The following is a 21,617-nucleotide window of genomic DNA, read 5'->3' as shown; positions in this document are numbered from 1 at the left end:
TCGCCCGCCGGGGCGCACCACACAGCAGAAGGGGGAGGGCGATCGGATGCCGCAGACCGAGACACCGGGCACCGAGGTGGCCCCGCGATCCCGGCTGCGCTGGTGGACCGAGTTGCCGTTGATCCTCCTGGTCTACGGCTGCTACTCGGCCGGCCGGCTCCTCGCGCGCGGTGACGTCACCAGCGCCGTGGACCACGGTCTGGCGATCCTGCGCATCGAGAAGGCCCTGCACCTCGACGCGGAACACCCGCTCAACCGGCTGTTCACGCGGGAGGCCTGGCTCGGGGTGCCGGCCGACTTCTGGTACGCCTCGCTGCACTACCTGGTCACGCCCGCCGTCCTGATCTGGCTGTTCCGCGCGCGTGCCCGGCACTACCGGGCGGCCCGCACCTGGCTGATGACGTCCACGTTCATGGGTCTGATCGGCTTCACCCTGCTGCCGACCTGCCCGCCCCGCCTGCTCTCCGCCGGCCACGGCTTCGTGGACACGATGGCGCAGTACAGCTCGTACGGCTGGTGGGGCGGCGAGGCCAGCGCCCCGCGCGGCATGGGCGGCATGACCAACCAGTACGCGGCGATGCCGAGCCTGCACGTGGGCTGGGCGTTGTGGTGCGGGGTCATGCTGTGGCGGCACGGCGGTACGCGCCCGGCGAAGGTCTTCGGTGTCGTCTACCCGCTGGTGACCGCGCTCGTGGTCATGGGCACCGCCAACCACTACTTCCTGGACGCGCTCGCGGGCGTGGTCGTGATGGGTGCCGGCTTCCTGCTGGCGCCGCGGGTGATGCGGGCCGTGGACCTGGGCCGGGCCCGGCTGTTCCGGCGCACCGCACCGGCCACGGGCGGCACGGGCTCCCCGATTGTCAGTGCCGGATGCCAGACTTCCGCGGGTGAGCGAATTCCACGGCAGCGCGAGCCGCAGCTCGACCCCGCGGCCGGACCGGACGCCTCCCCCAGCGACGCGGGAGAAGGGGCTCCGGCACCGGCTCGCTGAGCTGCGCGGTCCCGACGTACCGGCCAAGGCCCTGGACGCGCGCGCCCTCGCGGCGCTCGCCGCGAACCCGGGGTGCGCCCGGCGGGCGATCCTGGACGGCGCCGGAGTGGACAAGGCCCGGCTGGCGACCGCGCTGGGCGCGCCGTCCGGCTTCGGCCAGTCGCAGTTCGCACTGACCCGGGGCAACGCGTTCGAGGCGCGGGTCAAGGCGGACGGCGGCGCCGAGTTGCTGCGGCTGGTGCACGCCCGCCTCGACCCGGGCGCCGAACCGCCGGCCGGTGCGGCCGTACCCGACCTGACCGCGCACGGCCCCGAGGGGCGTACGACCCGTACGGCGCTGGCACTGCGCGAGGCCACGCGGGCCGGCGGCTGGACGCTGCTGGACCATCCGATGCTGGCCCTGGACGTGGCGGGCTCGCTCGCCTTCCTGGAGCCGGACGCGGTGGTGGTGCACCCGGACGGCAGCTGGTCGGTGGTGGAGATCAAGTCCTTCCCGATGGTGGACGGTTCCGCGGACCCGGCGAAGGTGGGCGCGGCGGCCCGGCAGGCGGCGGTGTACGTGCTCGCCCTGGAGGAGGTCGCCGCGCGGCTCGGCGCGGAGCCGGAGGGGCACCCGGCCGAGGCATCTCCCGGGCAGAGCGCCCCGGAGAGCGCTTCCGCCCCGCGCGTGCGTCACCGGGTGCTGCTGGTGTGCCCGAAGGACTTCTCCAACCTGCCCACGGGCTCCGCCGTGGACGTCCGCAAGCAGCGCGCGGTCACCGCACGCCAGCTCGCCCGGCTCACCCGTATCGAGGAGATCGCCGGCGCGCTGCCCGCGGGCGTGTGCTTCGCGCCCGACCGGCCCGCCGAGGAGCTGACGGCGGCGGTGGAGGCGGTGCCGGCGACGTACGCGCCGGAGTGCCTCTCCGCCTGCGAACTGGCCTTCCACTGCCGGGACCGGGCCCGCACGGACGGTGCCGTCACCCGCCTCGGTCGGCCCCTGCGGGCCGAACTGGGCGGCCTGGCCACGGTCGAGGAGGTCCTCGCGGCGGCCCGCGGCGAGACCGGCGACCCGGACGATCCGGCGGTGGCCGCCCTGCGGCGGGCGGCGGCCCTGCGCTCCGAGGCCCTGCGGGCGGCCGAGGAGGCCACGGCCCTGCACGCACAAGCCCGCCGAGCGGCGGACGGGAGCGCGGCCGTGCGCGCGAAGGTGCCGGCGGCGACCGGGGAGGCGGTTCCGTGTCCCTGATCACCACCCTCGCCCGGCTGGAAGCCGTCGGCAGTGGCCGGGCCCAGCCGGCCGCGACCGTCCGGCACCGGCATCTGTCCGAGCGCCCGCTGGTGTTCGTGCCGCTCACCACGGCCGGTGAGACCGGCGCCCCGCTCGGCGCGCTGGTCGGCACCGACCGGGACGCGCCCCGGCTGCTGGTCGTACCGCAGCCCCGCGACCGCGATCTGCGCTTCACGTTCCTCGCCGACCTGGCCGATGTCGTCCTGCCGTACATCGACGCGTACGCGCAGTGCGTGGAGGCGGCCGAGCGCACCGAGACCGACCCGGAGACCGGCAAGCGGGTCAAGGTCGAGGTGGAGCTGTGCGCGGACGCGCCCCAGCTGATCGTGCCGAGCCGCGCGGGTCTGGACTTCGTGCGGCTGCTGGGCCGCTCGATGCGGTTCCGGCGCACCGCCGAGCAGGACCCGGACGCGCCTCATCCGGCGCCGCCCCGGGTGCCGCTGCTGGGCCGCTGGCTGACCCACTACGGCGAGCGGGCCCGGGTCCCCGGCTCCTCGCTGCTGCTCGCCCTGACCGACGTGCTGTCCCGGCACTGGGCGACCGGCCAGTCCGGTCTGGAGGACGAGCATCTGGGCGCGCTGCTCGCCTGGATCGACCCTCCGGAGGACCTGACCGGTGCCGAGGCCGCACGCCGGGCCGAACTCGCCAGGGACGCCGACGGCCAGCTGCTGTGCCCGCCGGCCGGCCCCGCCACCGACCCGGCGTTCGACAACAAGCTGCTGGCCCCGGCGATCGAGCGCTATGACCGGGCGCGTACGGCCCTGGCCGCCGCCGAGGACCCGCTGGAGGCCGACGACCGGCTGGCCGCGCTCACCAGGGCCGAGCTGGAGATCCGCGAGCTGGTCGAGAGCCGTACCCGGCCCACCTGGGACGCGGTGTGGCGGGGCCTGGACCTGCTGCGGGTGCTGCCGGAGGGGGCGCATGTGGCGGAGCGCTGGACCCGGGACCGCTGGTCGTTCACCGGGCACCGGGACCGGGTGCTGGCCGGCGAGCCCCCGCAGCCGCGCCGGGACGACGCGGTGACGGCGGCGAACAAGCTGGCCACGCGCGAGCGTGAGCAGGCCCGTCTGGAGGCGCAGGAGGCGCTGGACGACCCGCTGGTGATGGCGGGCCGGCGGCTGGCCGGGGAGGCGTTCGCGGGCGAGGTGACCGACGTCGTGATGGCGTACAGCGAAGGCAGGCGGCCGAGCCCGCGCCCGCTGGTGACGGTCCGCACGGAGGACCGGCCGCATCTCGCCGAGCGGGCGAAGGTGTACCGCGCGCTGGACGGCAGGCCGCAGTCGGCGGAGTTCGCCGGGTACGACGGCGACGGCGGGCTGGTGCTGCGGATCCTGGACAAGATGGGCCGCGGCAAGGAGCCCGAGCCCGGGTCCGTGCCGGAGAAGGGCGACCGGATCTGCTGCACGCTCTTCGAGCACGAGCAGCGTGGCGGCGCGAAGCTGCCCGATCCGGAGGAGACCCCGTGGACGCACGGCGGGCCGCCGGGCGAGGCCGTGCCGGAGGCCCCCGACACCGTGACCGAGGAGGACATGCTGTGACGACCGTCGACTTCGATCCCGGAGCCGCGGCCGCCCGGGCCACCGACGCGATCCTCCACGACACGCTGCACGGCACCGAGCGGGGTGTGGTGGTGGACTCCCCGCCGGGCGCCGGCAAGTCGACCCTGGTGGTGCGCGCGGCCCTGGAGCTCGCCGGTGCCGGGCGCCCGCTGATGGTGGTGGCGCAGACGAACGCCCAGGTCGACGACCTGGTCCTGCGCCTCGCCGAGAAGAACCCGGACCTGCCCGTCGGACGCCTGCACAGCAGCGACACCGACGCCTACGACAAGGCGCTGGACGACCTGCCGCAGGTCCGTACGTCCGCGAAGGCGGCCGACCTGACCGGCCTGCCGGTGGTCCTGTCCACCGCCGCCAAGTGGGCGCACGTGAAGGTGGACGAGCCGTGGCGGCACGCGATCGTGGACGAGGCGTACCAGATGCGCTCGGACTCGCTGCTCGCCGTGGCCGGCCTGTTCGAGCGGGCGCTGTTCGTGGGCGACCCCGGCCAGCTGGATCCCTTCTCCATCGTCGGCAGCGAGCAGTGGGCGGGCCTCTCCTACGACCCCTCGGCCTCCGCCGTCACCACCCTCCTGGCCCACAACCCGGAGCTTCCCCAGCACCGCCTGCCGGTCTCCTGGCGTCTGCCGGCCTCCGCGGCCCCGCTGGTCTCGGACGCCTTCTACCCCTACACGCCGTTCCGCAGCGGCACCGACCACGGCGACCGCCGGCTCGCCTTCGCGGTCCCCTCCGACGGCTCCGGCCCGGACCGGGTGATCGACGAGGCCGCGGAGTCCGGCTGGGGCCTGCTGGAGCTGCCCGCCCGGCACACCCCGCGCACGGACCCGGAGGCGGTGCGGGCGGTGGCGACGGTGGTACGCCGCCTGCTGGACCGGGGAGGCGCGGCCACCTCGGAACGCTCGCCGGACCCGACGCCGCTGACCGCCGACCGCATCGCCGTCGGCACCGCCCACCGCGACCAGGCGGCCGCGGTCCGCTCGGCCCTGGCCGACCTCGGCGTGCCGGACGTCACCGTCGACACCGCGAACCGCCTCCAGGGCCGCGAGTACGACGTCACGGTCGTCCTGCACCCGCTCTCCGGCCGCCCCGACGCCACCGCCTTCCACCTGGAGACCGGCCGCCTGTGCGTCCTGGCCTCCCGGCACCGCCACGCGTGCATCGTCGTCTGCCGCGCCGGCGTGACCGGCCTCCTGGACGACTACCCCGCCACGGAACCCGTGCAGCTGGGCACCCTGGTGAAGTTCCCGGACGGCTGGGAGGCGAACCACGCGGTATTGGCCCACCTGGCCGAACACCGGGTCAGCTGGCGGCCGTGACCGAGCGGCAGCACCCGCCCCCGCCGGACGGAGCCCGGCACGCCGCCGGAGGCGGCCGACAGATACAGCCCGGACGGCTGGGAGGCGAACCACGCGGTATTGGCCCACCTGGCCGAACACCGGGTCAGCTGGCGGCCGTGACCGAGCGGCAGCGGGGCCCGCACCGGTGGCCGTGCGTGGTTCGGAGGGCCCCTTGCACGGGCGCGGGACAATGGACGGTGGTCCACCCAGAGGCGGTGGCGGCCAAGCTACGAGGAGGAGAGAAGACATGGCGGAGCCCACGCCGCGTCGTAACGAACCGCGGCTACGCCCCGCGCCCCTGATCTTCGAGCCCGCGGACGCGGCCGCCGATCCGGAGCACTTCTTCGACCTGGAGTCGATCGAGGATCCGCGGGCGCTGCTGACCCGGGCGACGGAGCTGACCCAGGCGTTCCGCGCGGCCGCCGACCGGGCCATGGAGTTCCAGGCCATCGCGGCGGCCCAGCTCGCCGACCCGCGCCGGTTCGACCGGCTGACCCCGGCGGACATCGCCGAGCGCGCGGAGTGGACCGAGGACTACGCCAGGAAGATGGTCGAGTTCGGACGGGATCTGCTGCGCGGGGAGGAGGACGCGCGCACGCCCGCCGACCCGCTGTAACCCGCGGGCGGCATATGCCAGGCGGGCAAGATACTCCTGCGCCACCGGCTCTGTCCCGGATTTCCGCAACTCAACAGAGCGAGCCGCTCACGGGCTGTACATGTAGGTGTCATGAGCAGCGCACCGAACGTCTCGCATGTCAGCACCGACGGACTCGCCTGGCTCGCCTCGACAGGAACGTATCCCCGCAGCACCCTGGCCCTGTGGGCGGAGCGCCTGGACGCCCCGCTGGTCCTGCCCTGTGGCACGGTCTTCGACGTGGTGAGTGCCCCGGCCGTGTTCGGGCGCCGCATGCTGGACCGACTGTGGGACGAGGGCCCGGGATCGGGGCCGGTCGCGGTGTTCCGGGGCCGGATGCTGCTGTTCGCCGCCCCCGGCACGGCTCAGCGCCTGCCCTCGCTGCTGGGCTGGGAGGAGTGGGGGTCCCAGCGGACGCGGGCGGTGCCGCCGCTGCTGTGCCACGGCACGGGCGACGCGGTGACCGTCCCGGCCCCGAACGGCGGTGACACCCCCGCCGCCTCCCGCTGGGTGGTCGCCCCGGACACCCGGCACCCCTGGCTGCCCGGCCCCGAGGTCCTGCTCTGGGCGTCCGTACGAGCCGCCCGGGCCGCCGTACGGATATCGATTTTTCCTCCCGCCGACCAGGATGCTAAGGTCTACGACGTCAGCAGGCGCCGCTAGCTCAGTTGGTTAGAGCAGCTGACTCTTAATCAGCGGGTCCGGGGTTCGAGTCCCTGGCGGCGCACGCGAAGCAAAACGGCGGGTCCGGTTCGAAAGAATCCGGCCCGCCGTTTTCGTATACAAGAACCCCCTCGGCCCGCCCCCTCAGCCCATGCCCCCCGGCGTGATCTTCACCGTCCAGGCCCCCGACGCCGTCCGGTCCTCCACCTCCACCTTCACGTCCTCGCCGGGCACGGTGAAGCTCTCCCCGAGGGCGACCGGGGCGTCGGCGAGGGGCGGGTAGACCGAGTTCTCCCAGCAGGCCTCGGCGTGCGGGTGGGCGTCCACGACCTGGACCGGGCCGCCGCCGGACTCGGCGCCGCCGCGTACCCGGTAGACCAGGACCCCCTGCCGGCAGGACGCGCGGTCGTTGCCGGCCGGGCCGCGCGCCTCGAAGGCCAGGACACTGTCCGGGCCGGTGCGCACGACGGCCAGCTTGGTGCCGTGGCCGAGACCGAAGGCGGGCGCGCCGCCCGTGCCCGGCATCGGGACATCCGGGCCGGCCTCCAGGGGTTCCAGGGTGAGGCGGGTCGGCGCGGCGCCGCGCACGCACACCACCTGGCGCCCGTCCAGCCAGCCCAGCTTCCACTTGTGCCAGGCGAGGAGGTCCGGCGCGAGCCCGAACTGGCTGCCCATCAGGTCCCAGTCGCCGACGTGGGTGTCCCAGTCGCCCTTGCCGTCGACCGGGCGGTGGTAGAGGTCGGGCAGGTCGAAGACATGGCCGGTCTCGTGCGCGAGAACGAGCCGGTCCGGCGGATGCCGCTCGAACACCGTGACGACCCGGCGGACGTCCGTGCCGTCCATGCGCAGGGGCGTGTCGAGGTTCACGACCTTGGTGGCGTCCGAGTCGACGCCGGGTGCGTCCGGGTCGGTGACGAAGTACACCACCGGGTAGCGCGAGAAGTCGACTTCTGGATCGGCCACGGCGAACGCGTCCCGCAGGTAGGCGGCCCGGTCCTCCGCGCTCCAGTCCCGCCTTATGGCGTACGCCGTCGACGGCCGGGGCATGCGCAGCCAGCGCTTGAGCGGATGCGGGCGCAGGGTGAACCGGCCGTAGGAGGCCTGCTCGTAGAAGCGGCTGGTGGCGGGGAAGTGGTCGGCGGTCAGTTCGGCGGGGGTGGTGCGTGGGACGGCGTCCGGGAAGGAGAGGAAGACCAGTACGGCGTCGAGCGCGCCGGCCGGGCGAGCGTAGGCGGGGTTCCAGGTGTCCACACCCTCCGAGTGGTGGGCCTCGGTGCGCTGGAGGGCGCAGGGGGCCGTCGAGAAGGGCTCGGCGACCGACGGGCCGGTGAGGATCGAGGTCGCGGCGAGCGCCGACATCGTGGTGCACACGGCGGCGGTGCTGCGCAGCTTGGGCACGGGCATGACCTCCGGATGCGGTTCGCGGGACCCGCACCCAGATTGCTGGTGTTTGATGCGTTTTGCCCTGTTTGCCTGCACCAGAAGGGTGAGCGCGCCCCCACCACACGCCGGCGCGCCCCGGCGCCCGACACCCCGAAACACTCACGGAACGTCACAACTGGTCGGCGGCCTGAAGAAGCTGTCCAGGTGCGGGCAGAAACGATCTGTCAGAACCTGTGTCCAGTCCGGGAGACTGGAGAGTGGCTGGAAGGGCCCGGGGCCAGCCTCTATGATCGGCACACTTTCCGGCACGGACAGAGATCGAGTGCACTGCGGGAGCGAGCGGTGAGCGGAACGTCCGAAGGGCCGACGCCCGCGGCAGACCTCGACCGGTCAGCCGTCACAGACAGTCACCACACCACCTACCACCGTGTCTTCGCGACCGCCCCGCTCGCCATGGCGGTCGTGGCCCCCGAGGGACTCGTCGTCAGCGCCAACGCCGCCCTCGGCGAACTGCTCGGCACCGATCCGGTGGCACTCACCGGGCGGGTCGCCGCCGACCTGGTGGACCTCGCCTCGGACGCCCGCAGTCGGCACGCCTACCGTGAGGTGCTGCGCGGCCGGCAGGCCCGCCTGCGCTGCACCCGCCGGCTCAAACACCTCGAGGGGCACTCGGTGTGGGTGCAGATCACCGTCGCCCCGCTGGCCGACGGCGAGCCCGGCGTCCTGCTCTCGGTCGCCGACGTCAGCGCCCGCCGTGAACTCCAGGCCCGGCTGCACCACTTGCAGATGCACGACCCGGTGACCCGGCTGCCCAACCGCACGCTGTTCTTCGAACGGCTGACGGCCGCGCTGGAGGCGGAGTCGTACGAGCAGAGCGGCACCGGCCGGATCGGCCTGTGCTATCTGGATCTGGACGGCTTCAAGGCCGTCAACGACACCCTCGGCCACCGCTTCGGCGACCGGCTCCTCGCGGCCGTGGCCGAACGCCTGAACCGGGTCGCCGACGAGACCGGGTACGCCCGCGCCGCGACGCCCCTGGTGGCCCGGCTGGGCGGCGACGAGTTCGCCCTGCTGGTGGAGGACTCCACCGGCACCGAACAGCTCGCCGACCTCGCCGAGTCCGCGCTGAAGGCCCTGGAGGAGCCCTTCGATCTGGCCGGGCAGCGGCTGTCGTTGACCGCGTCCATCGGTGTCGTCGAGCGGCACGCGGCGGGTACGACCGCGACCGGTCTGATGCAGGCCGCGGACACGACCCTGTACTGGGCGAAGGCCGACGGCAAGGCCCGCTGGACCCTGTTCGACCCCGAGCGCAACGCCCACCGGATGACCCGCCAGGCCCTGTCCTCCACCCTCCGGCCCGCCATCGAGCGCGGCGAGTTCGCCCTCGAATACCAGCCGTTGGTGGGCATGGAGGACGGCCGGCTCAGCGGGGTGGAGGCGTTGGTCCGCTGGAATCATCCTCAGTTCGGCACACTGACGCCGAATCGGTTCATCGGACTGGCCGAGGAGGACGGTTCGATCGTCCAGCTGGGTCGCTGGGCACTGAACACCGCCTGCCGGCAGGCCCGCCGCTGGCAGCTGGACCACCCCGGCGAACCGCCCATCTTCGTCAGCGTGAACGTGGCCGTACGGCAGGTGTGGGACTCCGACCTGGTGGCCGACGTGGCGGAGACCCTCGCCGAGACCGGGCTCGCCCCGCACCTGCTCCAGCTGGAGCTGACGGAGTCGGCGGTGATGGGTTCGGCGGGCCGTCCGCTCCAGGCGCTCCAGGCCCTCAGCGACATGGGCGTGCGCATCGCCATCGACGACTTCGGCACCGGCTACTCGAACCTCGCCTATCTGAGCCGCCTGCCGGTCTCCACGCTGAAGCTGGACGGCTCCTTCGTCCGGGGCTTCCAGTACGAGGAGGCCGCCAAGGGGACCGTGTCCAATCCGGCCGACGAGGTGATCGTGGAGGCGATGATCCAGCTCGCCCACCGGCTCGGTCTGACGGTCACCGCGGAGTGCGTGGAGACCTCGGCCCAGGCCACCCGGCTGCGCCGGATCGGCTGCGACACCGGACAGGGCTGGCTGTACTCCCGCCCGGTGCCGCCGGATCGTATCTCCGAGCTGCTGGGGGCGGACTCCTACGCGGTCGGCAACCCGTAGGCGTCCGCGATCAACTCATAGGAGCGCAGGCGCACTTCGCCGCGGTGCGCGTGCGAGGTGAGCATCAGCTCGTCGGCGCCGGTGCGCTTGTGCAGGTCGTCCAGGCCGGCGCGCACCTCGTCGGCGGTGCCGTGCACGATGTTGGCCGTCCAGGAGGTGATGAACTCCTCCTCCATCGCGCCGAGTTCCTGCCGGGCGGCTTCCTCCGGGTCGGGGAAGAGACCGGGGCGGCCGGTGCGCAGCCGGAGCATGTTCAGCCCCATCGCCCGGGTCTGCCGGCGGGCCTCCGCCTCGTCGTCCGTGGCGAGGGCGGAGACGCCGATGAGGGCGTACGGCTCGGCCAGGACCGCGGACGGGCGGAAGGTCTGCCGGTACAGGTCCAGGGCCGGGATGGTGTTCTGCGCGGAGAAGTGGTGCGCGAAGGCGAACGGCAGGCCGAGCAGGCCGGCCAGCCGGGCGCTGAAACCGGAGGAGCCGAGCAGCCAGACGGGCGGGCGATGCGTGGACTGCACCCCGCCGGGGGCGGTCCCCTGGACCGGTCCGGGGATCGCGTGGATCCGGCGGTAGGGGTGCCCGTCGGGGAAGTCGTCGTCGAGGAACCGGGTCAGCTCCGCCAGCTGCTGCGGGAAGTCGTCGGCGCCCTCGTTCAGGGTGTCGGTACGGCGCAGGGCAGCGGCCGTCGCGCCGTCCGTGCCCGGCGCCCGGCCGAGGCCCAGGTCGACGCGGCCCGGGGCCATCGCCTCCAGCGTGCCGAACTGCTCGGCGATCACCAGCGGGGCGTGGTTGGGCAGCATGACGCCGCCCGAGCCGAGCCGGATGCGGTCGGTGTGGGCGGCGAGGTGGGCGAGGATCACGGCGGGCGAGGAGGAGGCCACGCCGGGCATGGAGTGGTGCTCGGCGACCCAGTACCGGTGGAAGCCGCGGGCCTCCGTGAGCCGGGCGAGCGCGACGCTGGTGCGCAGGGCGTCGGTGGCGGTGCTGCCCGCGCCGACGGTCACGAGGTCCAGTACGGAGAGGGGGGCGGGGGCGGTGCCGTGCGTCGTGCCCCGGATCTCGTCTGCCTTGGCTGCGGACACGGTGTGGGCCTCCTGTTTCGAACGTGAGCTGTCCTCGGGCAGCTAACAGGAGGCTGTCCCCGTTTATTCCGCGGGCGCCCTCCCGGGCGGCCGCGCCGGGGCCCCGGAACCGGACCTGGGCCGGACCTGGGCTAGACCTGGACCAAGGGCTCCCTGGTGAACAAGGTCCCCAGCGACGGGGCGTTCACCCGGCGGTCCGCCAGCCTGAGCCCCTCCCAGACGGACACCTGGTTGGCGGTGAGCACCGGCTTGGACAGCGCCTTCTCCAGCAGCGACAGGTGCGCGGCGGTGTGCAGCGCCGTGTCCGGCAGCAGCACGGCCTGCGCGTCGGCGACGTCCGCCGCCCGCGCCAGCGTGAGCACGTCCTCCTCCCCCCAGGTGCCGACCTCCGCCGCCGTGACGATCCCCGACGACCGCATTCCGGCCACCTCAAGACCCCCGGCCCGCAGGAACTCCGCGAACAGCACGGCCACGTCCTCCGGGTAGGTCGCGCCGACGGCGACCCGGCTGATGCCGAGCTCCCGGGCCGCGTGCACGAAGGCGAAGGACGTCGAGGAGGCCGGCATCCCGGCCAGCCGGGCGAGGGTCCGCACCTGCTCCTGGGCACCCTCCCAGCCGTGCACGAAGCTGCCGCTGGTGCACGCCCACACCACCGTCTCGACGCCGGCCAGCCGCAGCCCCTCCATGCCCGCGGCGAGCCGCTCGGCGGAACCCATCTCGCGCAGCGCGTCCGCCCGGTGCGCGTCCTCGCCGATGTCGGTGTGGAACAGGTCCACCCGGATGTCGCTGCCCAGGAGCTGCTCGATGCGTGGATAGTCGTCCTCGGCGGAGTGGCCCGGGTAGAGGAATCCGAGTGCGGTCATGTCCAGCCTTCCTGCTGTTCTTCCGGCAGTACGGGCCATACGCGGGCGGCAGCGTCCAGCAGCGCCTGATAAGGCCCCACGGCCCGGGTACCCAGCCGGCGCAGCGCAGCCCACATCGTGACCTGGTTGGCTGACAGGACGGGCATCCGCAGCTCCGCCTCCAGCTGGGGGATCACGTCGTAGGTCGGCAGATTGGTGCAGGAGAGGAAGAGGGCGTCGGCGGAGCCCGGCCGGGCCGCGCGGCGCGCGATGGCCACGACGTCCCGGTAGGGCACCCGCCAGATGTGCCGGGTCAGCCCCATGTAGGCGCAGCCGGTCACGTCCGCGCCGGCCTGCGCCACGTACTCCTCCAGCGCCCGGGTCACGGACCCGGTGTACGGCGTGACCAGCGCGACCCGCCGCGCGCCCAGCTCCGCCAGCGCCTCCAGCAGCGCCCCGGAGGTGGTCAGCGACGGCAGCGCGCCGGCCGCGGTCATCGCCGCGCACATCGCCCGCTCCCCGGCGATCCCGCCGACGAAGCTGCCGGAGGCACAGGCGTAGGCGACGACCTCGGGGGAGACGGCGGTCAGCGCGCGGACGGCCTCGCCGAGCGTCTCGTGCTCGCTGACCAGCCGGGCCAGGTCCAGGCTGACCTCGACCGGCACGAACGGGGTCCGGGTCAGATGCAGTGAGACCTCGTCGGGCACCCAGCGCCACAGCTCGCGGTCCAAAGCGAAGTCGAAGGGGGCCACCACGCCCACGCCCCGCTGCGGGCGGGGGCCGCCGAGAAAGGAGTCCATGGCTGGCACCGGCCTCACGCTGGGAGACGAGTGGGCAACGCATCGAGAGTACGCCCGTGTTGACGAAGGTAGGTTCGGGTGCGAGCGTGGTCAATCCGCGCATGTCAGACGCCGGGAGCCGCCCCGCATGACGCCGACCGCCCCGACCCTTCTGGTCCTCGACGCCGACCCGCCGCCCCGGCTCGGCCGCCTCACCGGCCGCGCCCGGATCGTGCACACGGACGCCGCGCACCTCGCCGAGCGGCTGCCCGGCGCGGACGTGCTGCTGGTGTGGGACTTCACCTCGCACGCGGTGCGGGAGGCGTGGCCCGGGGACGGTCCCCGGCCGCGCTGGGTGCACACCGCGAGCGCCGGCGTGGACCATCTGATGTGCCCGGAACTGGCCGCGTCGGACACCGTGGTCACCAACGCGCGCGGGATCTTCGACCAGCCGATCGCCGAGTACGTCGCGGCCCTCGTGCTGGCGGTCGCCAAGGACCTGCCGCGCACCCTGGACCTCCAGCGGGAGCGGACCTGGCGGCACCGGGAGACCCGGCGGGTGGCGGGCACGCGCGCGTGCGTGGTCGGCTCGGGTCCGATCGGCCGGGCGATCGCCCGCACCCTGAAAGCCCTGGGCGTGACGCCGGCACTGGTCGGGCGGGTGCCGCGCACCGGCGTGCACGGGCCGGCCGACCTGGACCGGCTGATCTCCCGCGCGGACTGGGTGATCGCGGCGGCTCCGCTGACCGAGCAGACGTACCGCATGTTCGACACGCGCCGGTTCGGCGTGATGCAGCCCTCGGCGCTCTTCGTGAACGTCGGCCGCGGGCAGCTCGTCGACGAGGAGGCGCTCGCGCGGGCGCTGAGCCGGCGCTGGATCGCGGGCGCGGCCCTGGACGTGTTCGCCGCCGAACCGCTGCCCGCGGACAGTCCGCTGTGGGAGCTGCCGGGGCTGATCGTGTCCCCGCACATGAGCGGCGACACGGTCGGCTGGCGGGACGCGCTGGGTACCCAGTTCGTGGAGTTGTACGAGCGGTGGGCGGCGGGCAGATCTCTGCTGAACGTGGTCGACAAGGCGCGTGGCTACGTGCCCGGTCACTGAACCCCTGGGAGGGTGCATGCAGCTCACCGACCTGACCGCCGTCCAGCTGCTCGACGGATACCGCAAGGGCGAGTTCAGCCCGGTGGAAGTGACCGAGGAGGCGCTGGAGCGGGCGCGGCGGAGCCGGCCGGAGGTGAACGCGTTCGTGCGGCTCACCGAGGAGGACGCGCTCACCCGGGCCCGCGAGTCGGCGGCGCGCTGGCGGCGCGGTGAGCCGGCCGGGCTGGTCGACGGGGTACCGGTGACGGTCAAGGACATGCTGCTGCTGCGCGGCCATCCCACCCTGCGCGGTTCGAGGACCGTAGCGGAGCAGGGGACCTGGGACGAGGACGCGCCGTCCGTGGCCCGGCTGCGCGAGCACGGCGCGGTGTTCCTCGGCAAGACGACCACGCCCGAATACGGCTGGAAGGGCGTCACGGACTCCCCGCTGACCGGGATCACCCGCAACCCGTACGACCTCACGCGCACCGCGGGCGGCTCCAGCGGCGGCAGCGCGGCGGCCGTCGCGCTCGGCGCGGGCCCGCTGTCACTGGGCACGGACGGCGGCGGCAGCATCCGCATCCCGGCCGCGTTCTGCGGGGTCTTCGGGCTGAAGCCGACATACGGCAGGGTGCCGCTGCATCCGGCGAGCGCGTTCGGCACGCTGTCGCACGCCGGGCCGATGACCCGGGACGCGGCCGACGCGGCCCTGCTGCTCGACGTCATCGGCGGCCCCGACCCGCGCGACTGGTCCGCGCTGCCGCCCGCGCCGGGCTCCTTCACGGAGGTGCTGAGGGACGGGGTGCGGGGGCTACGGGTGGCGTACTCGCCGTCGCTCGGCGGGCAGGTGGCCGTCCAGCCGGGTGTCGCGGCGGCGGTCCGGCAGGCGGTGGCCGCCCTGGCGGACCTCGGCGCGTACGTGGAGGAGACCGACCCCGACTTCAGCGACCCGGTGGAGGCCTTCCACACCCTGTGGTTCAGCGGCGCGGCCCGGCTGACCCAGAACTTCTCGCCGAACCGCCGGCGGCTGCTGGACCCCGGGCTGCGGGAGATCTGCGCGCGGGGCGCCCGGATGAGCGCGCTGGAGTATCTGGCCGCGGTGGACGTCCGGATGAACCTCGGGCGCCGGATGGGCCGCTTCCACGAGCGGTACGACCTGCTGGTGACGCCGACGGTGCCGGTCACGGCGTTCGAGGCGGGCGAGGAGGTGCCGCGGGGGTCCGCTCACCGGCGCTGGACGGGGTGGACGCCGTTCACCTACCCCTTCAACCTGACCCAGCAGCCGGCGGCGAGCGTCCCCGTGGGGGTGGACGAGGCGGGTCTGCCGGTGGGGATGCAGATCGTCGCCGCGCGGCACCGGGACGATCTCGTGCTGCGGGCCGCGCACGCCCTGTTCGAAGCCGGGGTGGCGTCGGCACCGCCGGCCTCCACCATCGCGGCTTAGCGCCGGTGCGGCGGGAAGAGAAACCGGCGGCCCGGCGGCCTACGCCCGCCGGAAGGCCAGCGTCTCCCCCGCCGCCCCCGTCCGCCACAGGTCGTTGCACGCCTCGGCCATCCGGTCGAGGCCGTCGACGACCTGGCCCCAGACGATCCCCGGCACCCAGCCGACGTCGCCGTTGAGGAGCAGGTTGTTGCGCTCGTAGAACAGGGCCAGGTCGACCAGCGTGGCGCCGGGGCGGACCTCGCGGTCGTAGCCGTAGGACGGCGTGCCCAGTTCGGTGCCGGTGAAGGAGAAGTAACAGAGATCGCCGGGGATCGGGGTGACCGTCGGGTTCTCCAGTGGGGGTTCCGTGGAGGCGAAGGGCGGGAAGAGGGCGTAGATCTCGTTGCGCGCGTACTTCGCGTGGTAGACGTCGCCCGCGAGCGGCAGTGCCTCCCACACCGCCGCGCAGGTCAGGGGCGCCCGGTCGGTCAGCAGTCGTGCCGTGCAGTGCACATCCCGCCGCTCCAGCGAGACGGTGACGAATCGTTCGGCCATGAAAACCAGGGTGCATACCCCGCATCCGCTTGGGTAGCCGCGCCGCCATGGCTCCACCACTTGGCAACGACGTACACACAATCCGGTCGGAACACAGACACACGCGGCGCTCGGTGCTCGCGGGCCTCGCGGCGTTCGGCGCGCTGGGCGCGGCGGGCTGTACGCGGGTGGCGGCGGCGTCCGGCAAGGACGGCGGCGATCTGCTGGAACGGCTGCGCGCCCAGGGTGTCGTGCGGCTCGGGATCGCCGGGGAGATTCCCTTCGGGTACATCGACACGGACGGGAAGCTCACCGGGGAGGCGCCCGAGCTGGCGAAGGCCGTCTTCAAGCGGCTCGGGGTGGACCGGGTGCAGCCGGTGCCGACCGAGTTCGGCTCGCTGATCCCGGGGCTGAACTCGCAGCAGTTCGACGTCGTGGCCGCCGGGATGTACGTGAATCCCGAGCGCTGCCGGCAGGTGATCTTCGCGGATCCGGACTACCAGATGCTGGATTCGTTCATCGTCCGCAAGGGGAACCCGATGGGGTTGCACTCCTACAAGGACGTCGTCGCGAAGAAGGCGAAGTTCGCCACCGGCACGGGGTACGCCGAGATCCAGTACGCGGTGGAGGCCGGGTACGAGGAGAGCGACATTCTGATCGTCCCGGACCAGGTGGCCGGGCTGAACGCCGTGGAGGCCGGGCGCGTCGACGTGTTCGCCGGTACGGCGCTCACCACGCGGGAAGTGGTCAAGAAGTCCGCCAAGGCGGAGGCCACCGCGCCGTTCCGGCCTCTGGTCAAGGGCAAACCCCACGTCGACGGCGGCGCGTTCGCGTTCCGGCCGACCGAGACGCGGCTGCGGGACGCCTTCAACGCCGAGCTGCGCAAGCTGAAGAAGAGCGGGGAACTGCTCCGGATCCTCAGGCCCTTCGGCTTCACGGAGGCCGAGATGACGGACCTGACCGCGAAGGAGCTGTGCGGCGGATGACCTCAGGGCTCTGGGAACTGGTACTGAAAGGCGTCTGGACCACCGTCCAGCTGCTGGTGTTCAGCGCGCTGCTGGCCACGGCGGTCTCCTTCGCCGTCGGCATCGCGCGTACCCACCGGCTGTGGATCGTGCGCTTCCTGGCCGGCTTCTACACCGAGGTGTTCCGCGGCACCTCGGCGCTGGTGATGATCTTCTGGGTGTTCTTCGTGCTGCCGGTGGCCTTCGGCTGGCAGCTGGTGCCGATGTGGGCGGGCACGCTGGCACTCGGGCTGACGTACGGCGCGTACGGCACGGAGATCGTGCGCGGCGCGCTGAACGCGGTGGACCCGGCGCAGCGGGAGGGCGGGATCGCGCTCAGCTTCACCCCGGCGCAGCGCCTGAGGCTGATCCTGCTGCCGCAGGCGGTGCCGGAGATGATCCCGTCCTTCTGCAACCTGCTGGTCGAACTGCTCAAGGGCACCGCGCTGGTGTCGGTGATGGGCATGGGCGATCTGACGTTCAGCGCGAACCTGGTGCGGCTGGCCCTCCAGCAGAGCGCGGAGGTCTACACGTACGTGCTCCTGATCTACTTCGCGATCGCCTTCGTGCTGACGCGGCTGATGCGCGGCCTGGAGAAGCGGCTGAAGACCGGGGTCGGCAAGGATCCCGGGACGGAGCGGGCGGCGCGTGAGCTCAAGCGCGCCCAGACGACCGGCGTGGGCGCCGCGGGCGGCGCGGGCATGGGCGGAGGTGCCGCATGAAGTGGGACTGGGACGCCGTCGGCGCGTTCATGCCGGCCTTCTGGCACGGGCTGCTGGTCACGCTGCAGGCGCTGGCGCTCGGTTCGCTGCTGTCCTTCACCCTCGGTCTGGTGTGGGCGCTGCTGATGCGGGCGCCGGCCCGGTGGGTGCGCTGGCCGGTCGGGGTGGTCACGGAGTTCGTGCGCAACACCCCGCTGCTGGTCCAGCTGTTCTTCCTCTTCTATGTGCTGCCCGAGTGGGGCCTGACCTTCTCCGCGCTGGCCACCGGCGTCTTCGCGGTCGGCCTGCACTACTCGACCTACACCATGCAGGTCTACCGGGCCGGTATCGAGGCGGTGCCGGCCGGCCAGTGGGAGGCGGCGACGGCGCTGAACCTGCCCCGGCTGCGGACCTGGACCGCGGTGATCCTTCCGCAGGCGATCCGCCGGGTGGTGCCGGCCCTCGGCAACTACGTGATCGCCATGCTCAAGGACACGCCGATGCTGATGGTGATCACCGTGCCGGAGATGCTCGGGCGGGCCCGGCTCTTCTCCCAGCAGCACTTCCAGTTCACCGAGCCGCTCACCGTGATCGGTGTGGCCTTCATCCTCGTTTCCTACCTGGCCTCCCTTCTTCTGCGAGCACTGGAGCGACGCCTTGTCCGTTGAGACCAGCAAGCAGCCGGCCGCGACCGGCACTCTGCCGACCGAACTGATCCGAATGGAGGGCGTGACCAAGCGGTTCGGGGACAACACCGTCCTCGACGGCCTGAATCTGACCGTGGACACGGGCCGGCACGTCACCCTGATCGGCCCCTCCGGCTCCGGCAAGACCACGATCCTCCGGCTGCTGATGACCCTCGCCAAGCCGGACGAGGGCACGATCACCGTCGACGGGCAGCGGCTGTTCCCGGCGCCGGACAAGCAGGTCCGGGAGGTCCGCAAGAAGATCGGGATGGTGTTCCAGCAGTTCAACCTGTTCCCGAACATGTCGGTCCTGCGGAACCTCACCGAGGCGCCGGTCCGGGTGCTCGGGCTGTCGAAGGACGAGGCCGAGGCGCGGGCCCGGGAGCTGCTGGACCTGGTGGGCCTGGCGGACAAGTGCGACGCGCGGCCGACCCGGCTCTCCGGCGGGCAGCAGCAGCGGGTGGCGATCGCCCGGGCGCTGGCGATGCGGCCCCGGGTGCTGCTGCTGGACGAGGTGACCTCCGCGCTCGACCCGGAGCTGGTCGCGGGCGTGCTCGATCTGCTCAGGGACATCGCGCGCAGCACCGACATCACCATGCTGTGCGTGACCCACGAGATGGGTTTCGCCCGGGACATCTCCGACCAGGTGCTGATGTTCGACGCGGGCCGGGTCATCGAGGCGGGTCCGCCGGAGAAGATCTTCGGCGACCCGGAGCAGGAGCGCACCCGGGAATTCATCAGCGCGGTCCTGTGAACACGGGGGGGGTGAACGGGGGAAGACCCGAGGTCCGGTCACTGGGGCATTCCTCTGGCATATGCCAGAGGATCTCCGCCCCAGTTCGGAGCACGGGCGCGCGCGGCACAATCTCGCCAACCCCTCTCCCCGGCACCCCTTTGACGGCTATCGTGGAGACGATCCGCCGACCCGGAGCGCGGCCGAGGGGGGACCGACCGACATGAGGATCGAACCGACCGCCCCGTACCACTCCGCGCAGGACGCGCTGCGCGTGCTGGAGACCGTGGCCCGGCACTCCGCCGGCGTCACGGACACCCAGCTGGCCCGCCACACCGGCCTCGGCCCTGACCGGCTCACCGCCCTGCTGCGGATGCTGCGCCGCGAGGGCTATGTCGAGCAGATCACCGACGGGGCGTACGTCACCGGCGACACCCTGCGCCGGCTCACCTCGGCCCACGACCGGGAGCAGGCCCTGCACGACAAGCTCCAGCACATGCTGGACCGGCTGCGCGACTCGGTCGGCGCGGCCGTCTACCTGAGCCGGTACGTCGACGGTGAGGTCCGGGTCACCCAGTACGCCGCCGGGCCGACCACCCCGGCGGTCAACGAGTGGGTGGACTTCCGCTGCTCCGCGCACGCCACGGCCGTCGGCAAGAGCCTGCTGACCCAGCTGGACCACAACGCCCGCCGCGACCACCTGTCCCGGCACAAGATGGCCCGGCTCACCTCGCGCACCATCACCAGCGACAAGCTGCTGCTGTCCCGCCTGGAGTCCCAGCCGCCGACCGTGCCGGTCCTGGACCTCCAGGAGTACGCGATCGGCACGGTCTGCGCGGCCGTACCGATCACCGCGGGCGCGTCGGTGGGCTGCCTGGCGCTGTCGCTTCCCGTGGAGCACGCGCACCGGCTGAAGCGTGCGGCGGAGACGCTGAACCGGAGCGCCGCGCCGGTGCTGCTGTCCCTCGCGATCTAGGCGCCGCCCGGGGTGGTCACGAGCACCCCGGGAGACCAGGTAGTATTTTCTTCGTCGCCAGCCGCGGGAAGTGAAAACCGCGGTCGGCGGGAGTCATGCGCCGCTAGCTCAGTTGGTTAGAGCAGCTGACTCTTAATCAGCGGGTCCGGGGTTCGAGTCCCTGGCGGCGCACGAGATCGAAGGGTCCCTCGCGAAAGCGAGGGACCCTTCGGCGTCTTCCGGGGTCAGTGGCCGGTACCCGGACTCCCCCGGGGGCCGCCACCACACCGGATCCGCGCACAGACAGCCCTCCCGCCGCAGCCGGGCCCGCTCGATCTTGTTCGTCGCCGTCACCGGCATCCGCTCCATCACCCGCACGAACCGGGGCGCCATCTTCGTCCCCAGGTCGGGCTGGGCCCGCAGGAACGCCGCGAACCCCGCCGGGTCGAAGGTCCCGGCGACGGCCGCCATCACCTGGTCCCCGGTGACCGGGTCCGGCACCCCGTACACGGCGACGGCGTGCGCGCCCGCGTACCGGGCGAGGATGGTCTCGATCATCGCGGCGGCCAGGTTCTCCCCGTCGACCCTGATCCGGTCGTCGGTACGGCCCGCGAAGTACAGATAGCCGTCGGCGTCCCGGCAGAAGAGGTCGCCGGTCCAGTACGCGCCTCCCCGGCGCCGCTCGGCCTCGGCGGCCGGGTTGCGCCAGTACCCCTCGAAGGGGTTCGGCGCCCGGTTGACCAGCTCGCCTATCGCCTCCCGGCCGTTCAGCAGCCGCCCGGCGCCGTCGAAGACGGCCGGCGGGCACTCCCGCCCGGTGGCGGGGTCCAGCACCACCAGGCCGGGCCCGGCCGGACCCACCGCCCCCGCCGGGGTGCCGGGCGCCCACTGGATCGCCGCCCCGCCCTCGGAGGAGCCGTAGCCCTCCACCAGCCGCACCCCGAACCGCCGCTCGAAGGCCGCCGCGTCCACCGCGCCGGCCTCCGTGCCGAAGCCGAGCCGCAGCGGGTTGGCGCGGTCGTCGGGGCGCGGCTCGGTGGCGAGGAGGTACTGGACGGCCCGGCCGACGTAGGTGAAGTAGGTCGCGCGGTAGCGGCGGACGTCGGGCAGGAAACCGGAGGCCGAGAAGCGGCGGCGCAGTGCCACCCCGGCGCCGGCGGCCAGTGCGGGCGCCCAGTCGGCGATCACCGCGTTGCCGTGGAACATCGGCATGCAGACGTAGTGCACGTCGTCCGCGCGCACCCCGAACTGCCGGACCAGGGCCTGCCCGGCGGCCGCCAGCCGGCCCTGGGAGCAGATCGCCGCCTTGGGGGCGCCGGTGGAGCCGGAGGTGAAGTACAGCAGCAGCCGGTCGGCCGGCCTCGCCCGGGACGGGTCGGGCACGGCGTCGGCGTAGGGCGCGAGCAGGGCGGCGTACTCGGGGGTGTCCGTCACGAGGAGCCGCACCCCGGGCAGCTCCAGCCCGGCCAGCAGCGGCAGGTGGGCCCGTTCGGTGACCAGGAGCGGGCACTCGGTGTGCCCGATGTCCCGGGCCAGCTCGGGGCCGCGCCGGGTGGGGTTGATTCCGGCGACGGCCGCGCCGGCGAGCGCGGCGGCGCCGAGCCACAGTGGGAACTCCTCGGTGTTGTCGAGCAGCACCCCGATGTGCGGTACGGCGCCGGGTGGCAGCAGGTCGGTCAGCAGCGCGGCCCGGGCGGCGGCGCCCGCGGCCGTCTCGTGGTGCGTCAGCACCCGGTCCTCGCACCACAGCCCCGGCCGGTGGTCACCCCAGCGCGCCGCGACCAGTGCGGCGACCGTCGTGGTCTCCATGGCCGGGCAGGG

19 protein-coding genes, 2 tRNA genes and 1 pseudogene are annotated in these 21,617 nt (G+C 73.3%); 16 read left to right on the top strand and 6 right to left on the bottom strand.

All coding sequences use genetic code 11. The features are described 5' to 3' along the window. Positions 1 to 46: 46 nt before the first annotated feature. From ACZ7DL_RS17815 to ACZ7DL_RS17785, 7 genes are all read left to right on the top strand, one after another. Entirely contained in the window at positions 47 to 991 is a 945-nt protein-coding gene (locus tag ACZ7DL_RS17815) for a phosphatase PAP2 family protein (RefSeq protein ID WP_470775095.1), read from the top strand. Further along, positions 888 to 2,219, top strand: a complete 1,332-nt coding sequence (locus ACZ7DL_RS17810; RefSeq protein WP_470775094.1) for a hypothetical protein — start codon at positions 888 to 890, stop codon at positions 2,217 to 2,219. The genes ACZ7DL_RS17815 and ACZ7DL_RS17810 overlap by 104 nt, the downstream gene beginning before the upstream one ends. Continuing rightward, on the top strand, positions 2,210 to 3,799 hold the full coding sequence (locus ACZ7DL_RS17805; RefSeq protein ID WP_470775093.1) for a hypothetical protein: 1,590 nt from the start codon (positions 2,210 to 2,212) through the stop codon (positions 3,797 to 3,799). The genes ACZ7DL_RS17810 and ACZ7DL_RS17805 overlap by 10 nt, the downstream gene beginning before the upstream one ends. After that, positions 3,796 to 5,133: an AAA domain-containing protein gene (locus ACZ7DL_RS17800; protein WP_470775092.1), complete on the top strand. Its 1,338-nt coding sequence runs from the start codon at positions 3,796 to 3,798 to the stop codon at positions 5,131 to 5,133. Before ACZ7DL_RS17805 ends, ACZ7DL_RS17800 begins: the two co-directional genes overlap by 4 nt. Positions 5,134 to 5,401: 268 nt before the next feature. Next, positions 5,402 to 5,770 (top strand): hypothetical protein, encoded by a 369-nt coding sequence (locus tag ACZ7DL_RS17795; RefSeq protein WP_470775091.1) that lies wholly within the window; start codon positions 5,402 to 5,404, stop codon positions 5,768 to 5,770. Positions 5,771 to 5,881: 111 nt separating this feature from the next. Next, positions 5,882 to 6,451 carry a hypothetical protein gene (locus ACZ7DL_RS17790; RefSeq protein WP_470775090.1) on the top strand — a complete coding sequence of 190 codons (570 nt, stop codon included), beginning with the start codon at positions 5,882 to 5,884 and terminating at the stop codon, positions 6,449 to 6,451. Continuing rightward, positions 6,442 to 6,515, top strand: a tRNA-Lys gene (locus ACZ7DL_RS17785). Before ACZ7DL_RS17790 ends, ACZ7DL_RS17785 begins: the two co-directional genes overlap by 10 nt. 80 nt (positions 6,516 to 6,595) lie before the next feature. Here the strand turns inward: ACZ7DL_RS17785 and ACZ7DL_RS17780 are convergent. After that, the gene (locus ACZ7DL_RS17780) at positions 6,596 to 7,855 is read right to left on the bottom strand and encodes a M6 family metalloprotease domain-containing protein (RefSeq protein WP_470775089.1); all 1,260 of its coding nucleotides are present in this window, start codon (positions 7,853 to 7,855) and stop codon (positions 6,596 to 6,598) included. Positions 7,856 to 8,176: 321 nt separating this feature from the next. Here ACZ7DL_RS17780 and ACZ7DL_RS17775 point away from each other — a divergent pair, with 321 nt between their 5' ends. Further along, positions 8,177 to 9,982 carry a putative bifunctional diguanylate cyclase/phosphodiesterase gene (locus ACZ7DL_RS17775; protein ID WP_470775088.1) on the top strand — a complete coding sequence of 602 codons (1,806 nt, stop codon included), beginning with the start codon at positions 8,177 to 8,179 and terminating at the stop codon, positions 9,980 to 9,982. Here the strand turns inward: ACZ7DL_RS17775 and ACZ7DL_RS17770 are convergent. From ACZ7DL_RS17770 to ACZ7DL_RS17760, 3 genes are all read right to left on the bottom strand, one after another. Then, positions 9,961 to 11,058: an LLM class flavin-dependent oxidoreductase gene (locus tag ACZ7DL_RS17770; RefSeq protein ID WP_470775087.1), complete on the bottom strand. Its 1,098-nt coding sequence runs from the start codon at positions 11,056 to 11,058 to the stop codon at positions 9,961 to 9,963. The two genes, ACZ7DL_RS17775 and ACZ7DL_RS17770, sit on opposite strands and share 22 nt — an antisense overlap. Positions 11,059 to 11,189: 131 nt before the next feature. Continuing rightward, complete coding sequence (locus ACZ7DL_RS17765) at positions 11,190 to 11,921, bottom strand: maleate cis-trans isomerase family protein (protein ID WP_470775086.1); 732 nt, start codon at positions 11,919 to 11,921, stop codon at positions 11,190 to 11,192. Further along, complete coding sequence (locus ACZ7DL_RS17760) at positions 11,918 to 12,700, bottom strand: maleate cis-trans isomerase family protein (protein ID WP_470775085.1); 783 nt, start codon at positions 12,698 to 12,700, stop codon at positions 11,918 to 11,920. Before ACZ7DL_RS17760 ends, ACZ7DL_RS17765 begins: the two co-directional genes overlap by 4 nt. A 127-nt stretch (positions 12,701 to 12,827) precedes the next feature. Between ACZ7DL_RS17760 and ACZ7DL_RS17755 the strand changes: the two genes are divergently transcribed. Further along, complete coding sequence (locus ACZ7DL_RS17755; protein ID WP_470775084.1) at positions 12,828 to 13,781, top strand: D-2-hydroxyacid dehydrogenase; 954 nt, start codon at positions 12,828 to 12,830, stop codon at positions 13,779 to 13,781. A gap of 16 nt (positions 13,782 to 13,797) precedes the next feature. Next, positions 13,798 to 15,204 carry an amidase gene (locus ACZ7DL_RS17750; protein WP_470775083.1) on the top strand — a complete coding sequence of 469 codons (1,407 nt, stop codon included), beginning with the start codon at positions 13,798 to 13,800 and terminating at the stop codon, positions 15,202 to 15,204. A gap of 39 nt (positions 15,205 to 15,243) precedes the next feature. Here ACZ7DL_RS17750 and ACZ7DL_RS17745 read toward each other — a convergent pair whose 3' ends face one another. Next, positions 15,244 to 15,738 (bottom strand): DUF3830 family protein, encoded by a 495-nt coding sequence (locus ACZ7DL_RS17745; protein ID WP_470775082.1) that lies wholly within the window; start codon positions 15,736 to 15,738, stop codon positions 15,244 to 15,246. 47 nt (positions 15,739 to 15,785) lie between these two features. Between ACZ7DL_RS17745 and ehuB the strand changes: the two genes are divergently transcribed. The 6 genes from ehuB (at position 15,786) to ACZ7DL_RS17715 (ending at position 19,988) form a co-directional block, all read left to right on the top strand. Further along, positions 15,786 to 16,703, top strand: coding sequence for an ectoine/hydroxyectoine ABC transporter substrate-binding protein EhuB (gene ehuB, locus ACZ7DL_RS17740; RefSeq protein ID WP_470775081.1), 918 nt, complete (start codon positions 15,786 to 15,788; stop codon positions 16,701 to 16,703). Then, positions 16,700 to 17,443, top strand: a complete 744-nt coding sequence (gene ehuC, locus ACZ7DL_RS17735) for an ectoine/hydroxyectoine ABC transporter permease subunit EhuC (protein ID WP_470775080.1) — start codon at positions 16,700 to 16,702, stop codon at positions 17,441 to 17,443. The genes ehuB and ehuC overlap by 4 nt, the downstream gene beginning before the upstream one ends. Continuing rightward, positions 17,440 to 18,090 carry an ectoine/hydroxyectoine ABC transporter permease subunit EhuD gene (gene ehuD / locus ACZ7DL_RS17730; protein WP_470775079.1) on the top strand — a complete coding sequence of 217 codons (651 nt, stop codon included), beginning with the start codon at positions 17,440 to 17,442 and terminating at the stop codon, positions 18,088 to 18,090. Before ehuC ends, ehuD begins: the two co-directional genes overlap by 4 nt. Continuing rightward, positions 18,080 to 18,862, top strand: a complete 783-nt coding sequence (gene ehuA / locus ACZ7DL_RS17725; protein ID WP_470775078.1) for an ectoine/hydroxyectoine ABC transporter ATP-binding protein EhuA — start codon at positions 18,080 to 18,082, stop codon at positions 18,860 to 18,862. Before ehuD ends, ehuA begins: the two co-directional genes overlap by 11 nt. A gap of 202 nt (positions 18,863 to 19,064) precedes the next feature. Then, complete coding sequence (locus ACZ7DL_RS17720; RefSeq protein WP_470775077.1) at positions 19,065 to 19,817, top strand: IclR family transcriptional regulator; 753 nt, start codon at positions 19,065 to 19,067, stop codon at positions 19,815 to 19,817. A 97-nt stretch (positions 19,818 to 19,914) separates the two neighbouring features. Continuing rightward, positions 19,915 to 19,988: transfer RNA gene (locus ACZ7DL_RS17715), tRNA-Lys, on the top strand. On the opposite strand, the pseudogene ACZ7DL_RS17710 reads toward ACZ7DL_RS17715, so the two are convergent. Continuing rightward, positions 19,954 to 21,605 (bottom strand): annotated as a pseudogene (locus ACZ7DL_RS17710) (AMP-binding protein). The gene ACZ7DL_RS17715 and the pseudogene ACZ7DL_RS17710 overlap by 35 nt on opposite strands. Between the last annotated feature and the right edge of the window lie 12 nt (positions 21,606 to 21,617).

This window comes from Streptomyces sp. NPDC036984, from assembly GCF_055607665.1.
Note: the sequence above shows the minus strand (reverse complement) of the source record. Positions and strands in the feature narration are given on the sequence as shown.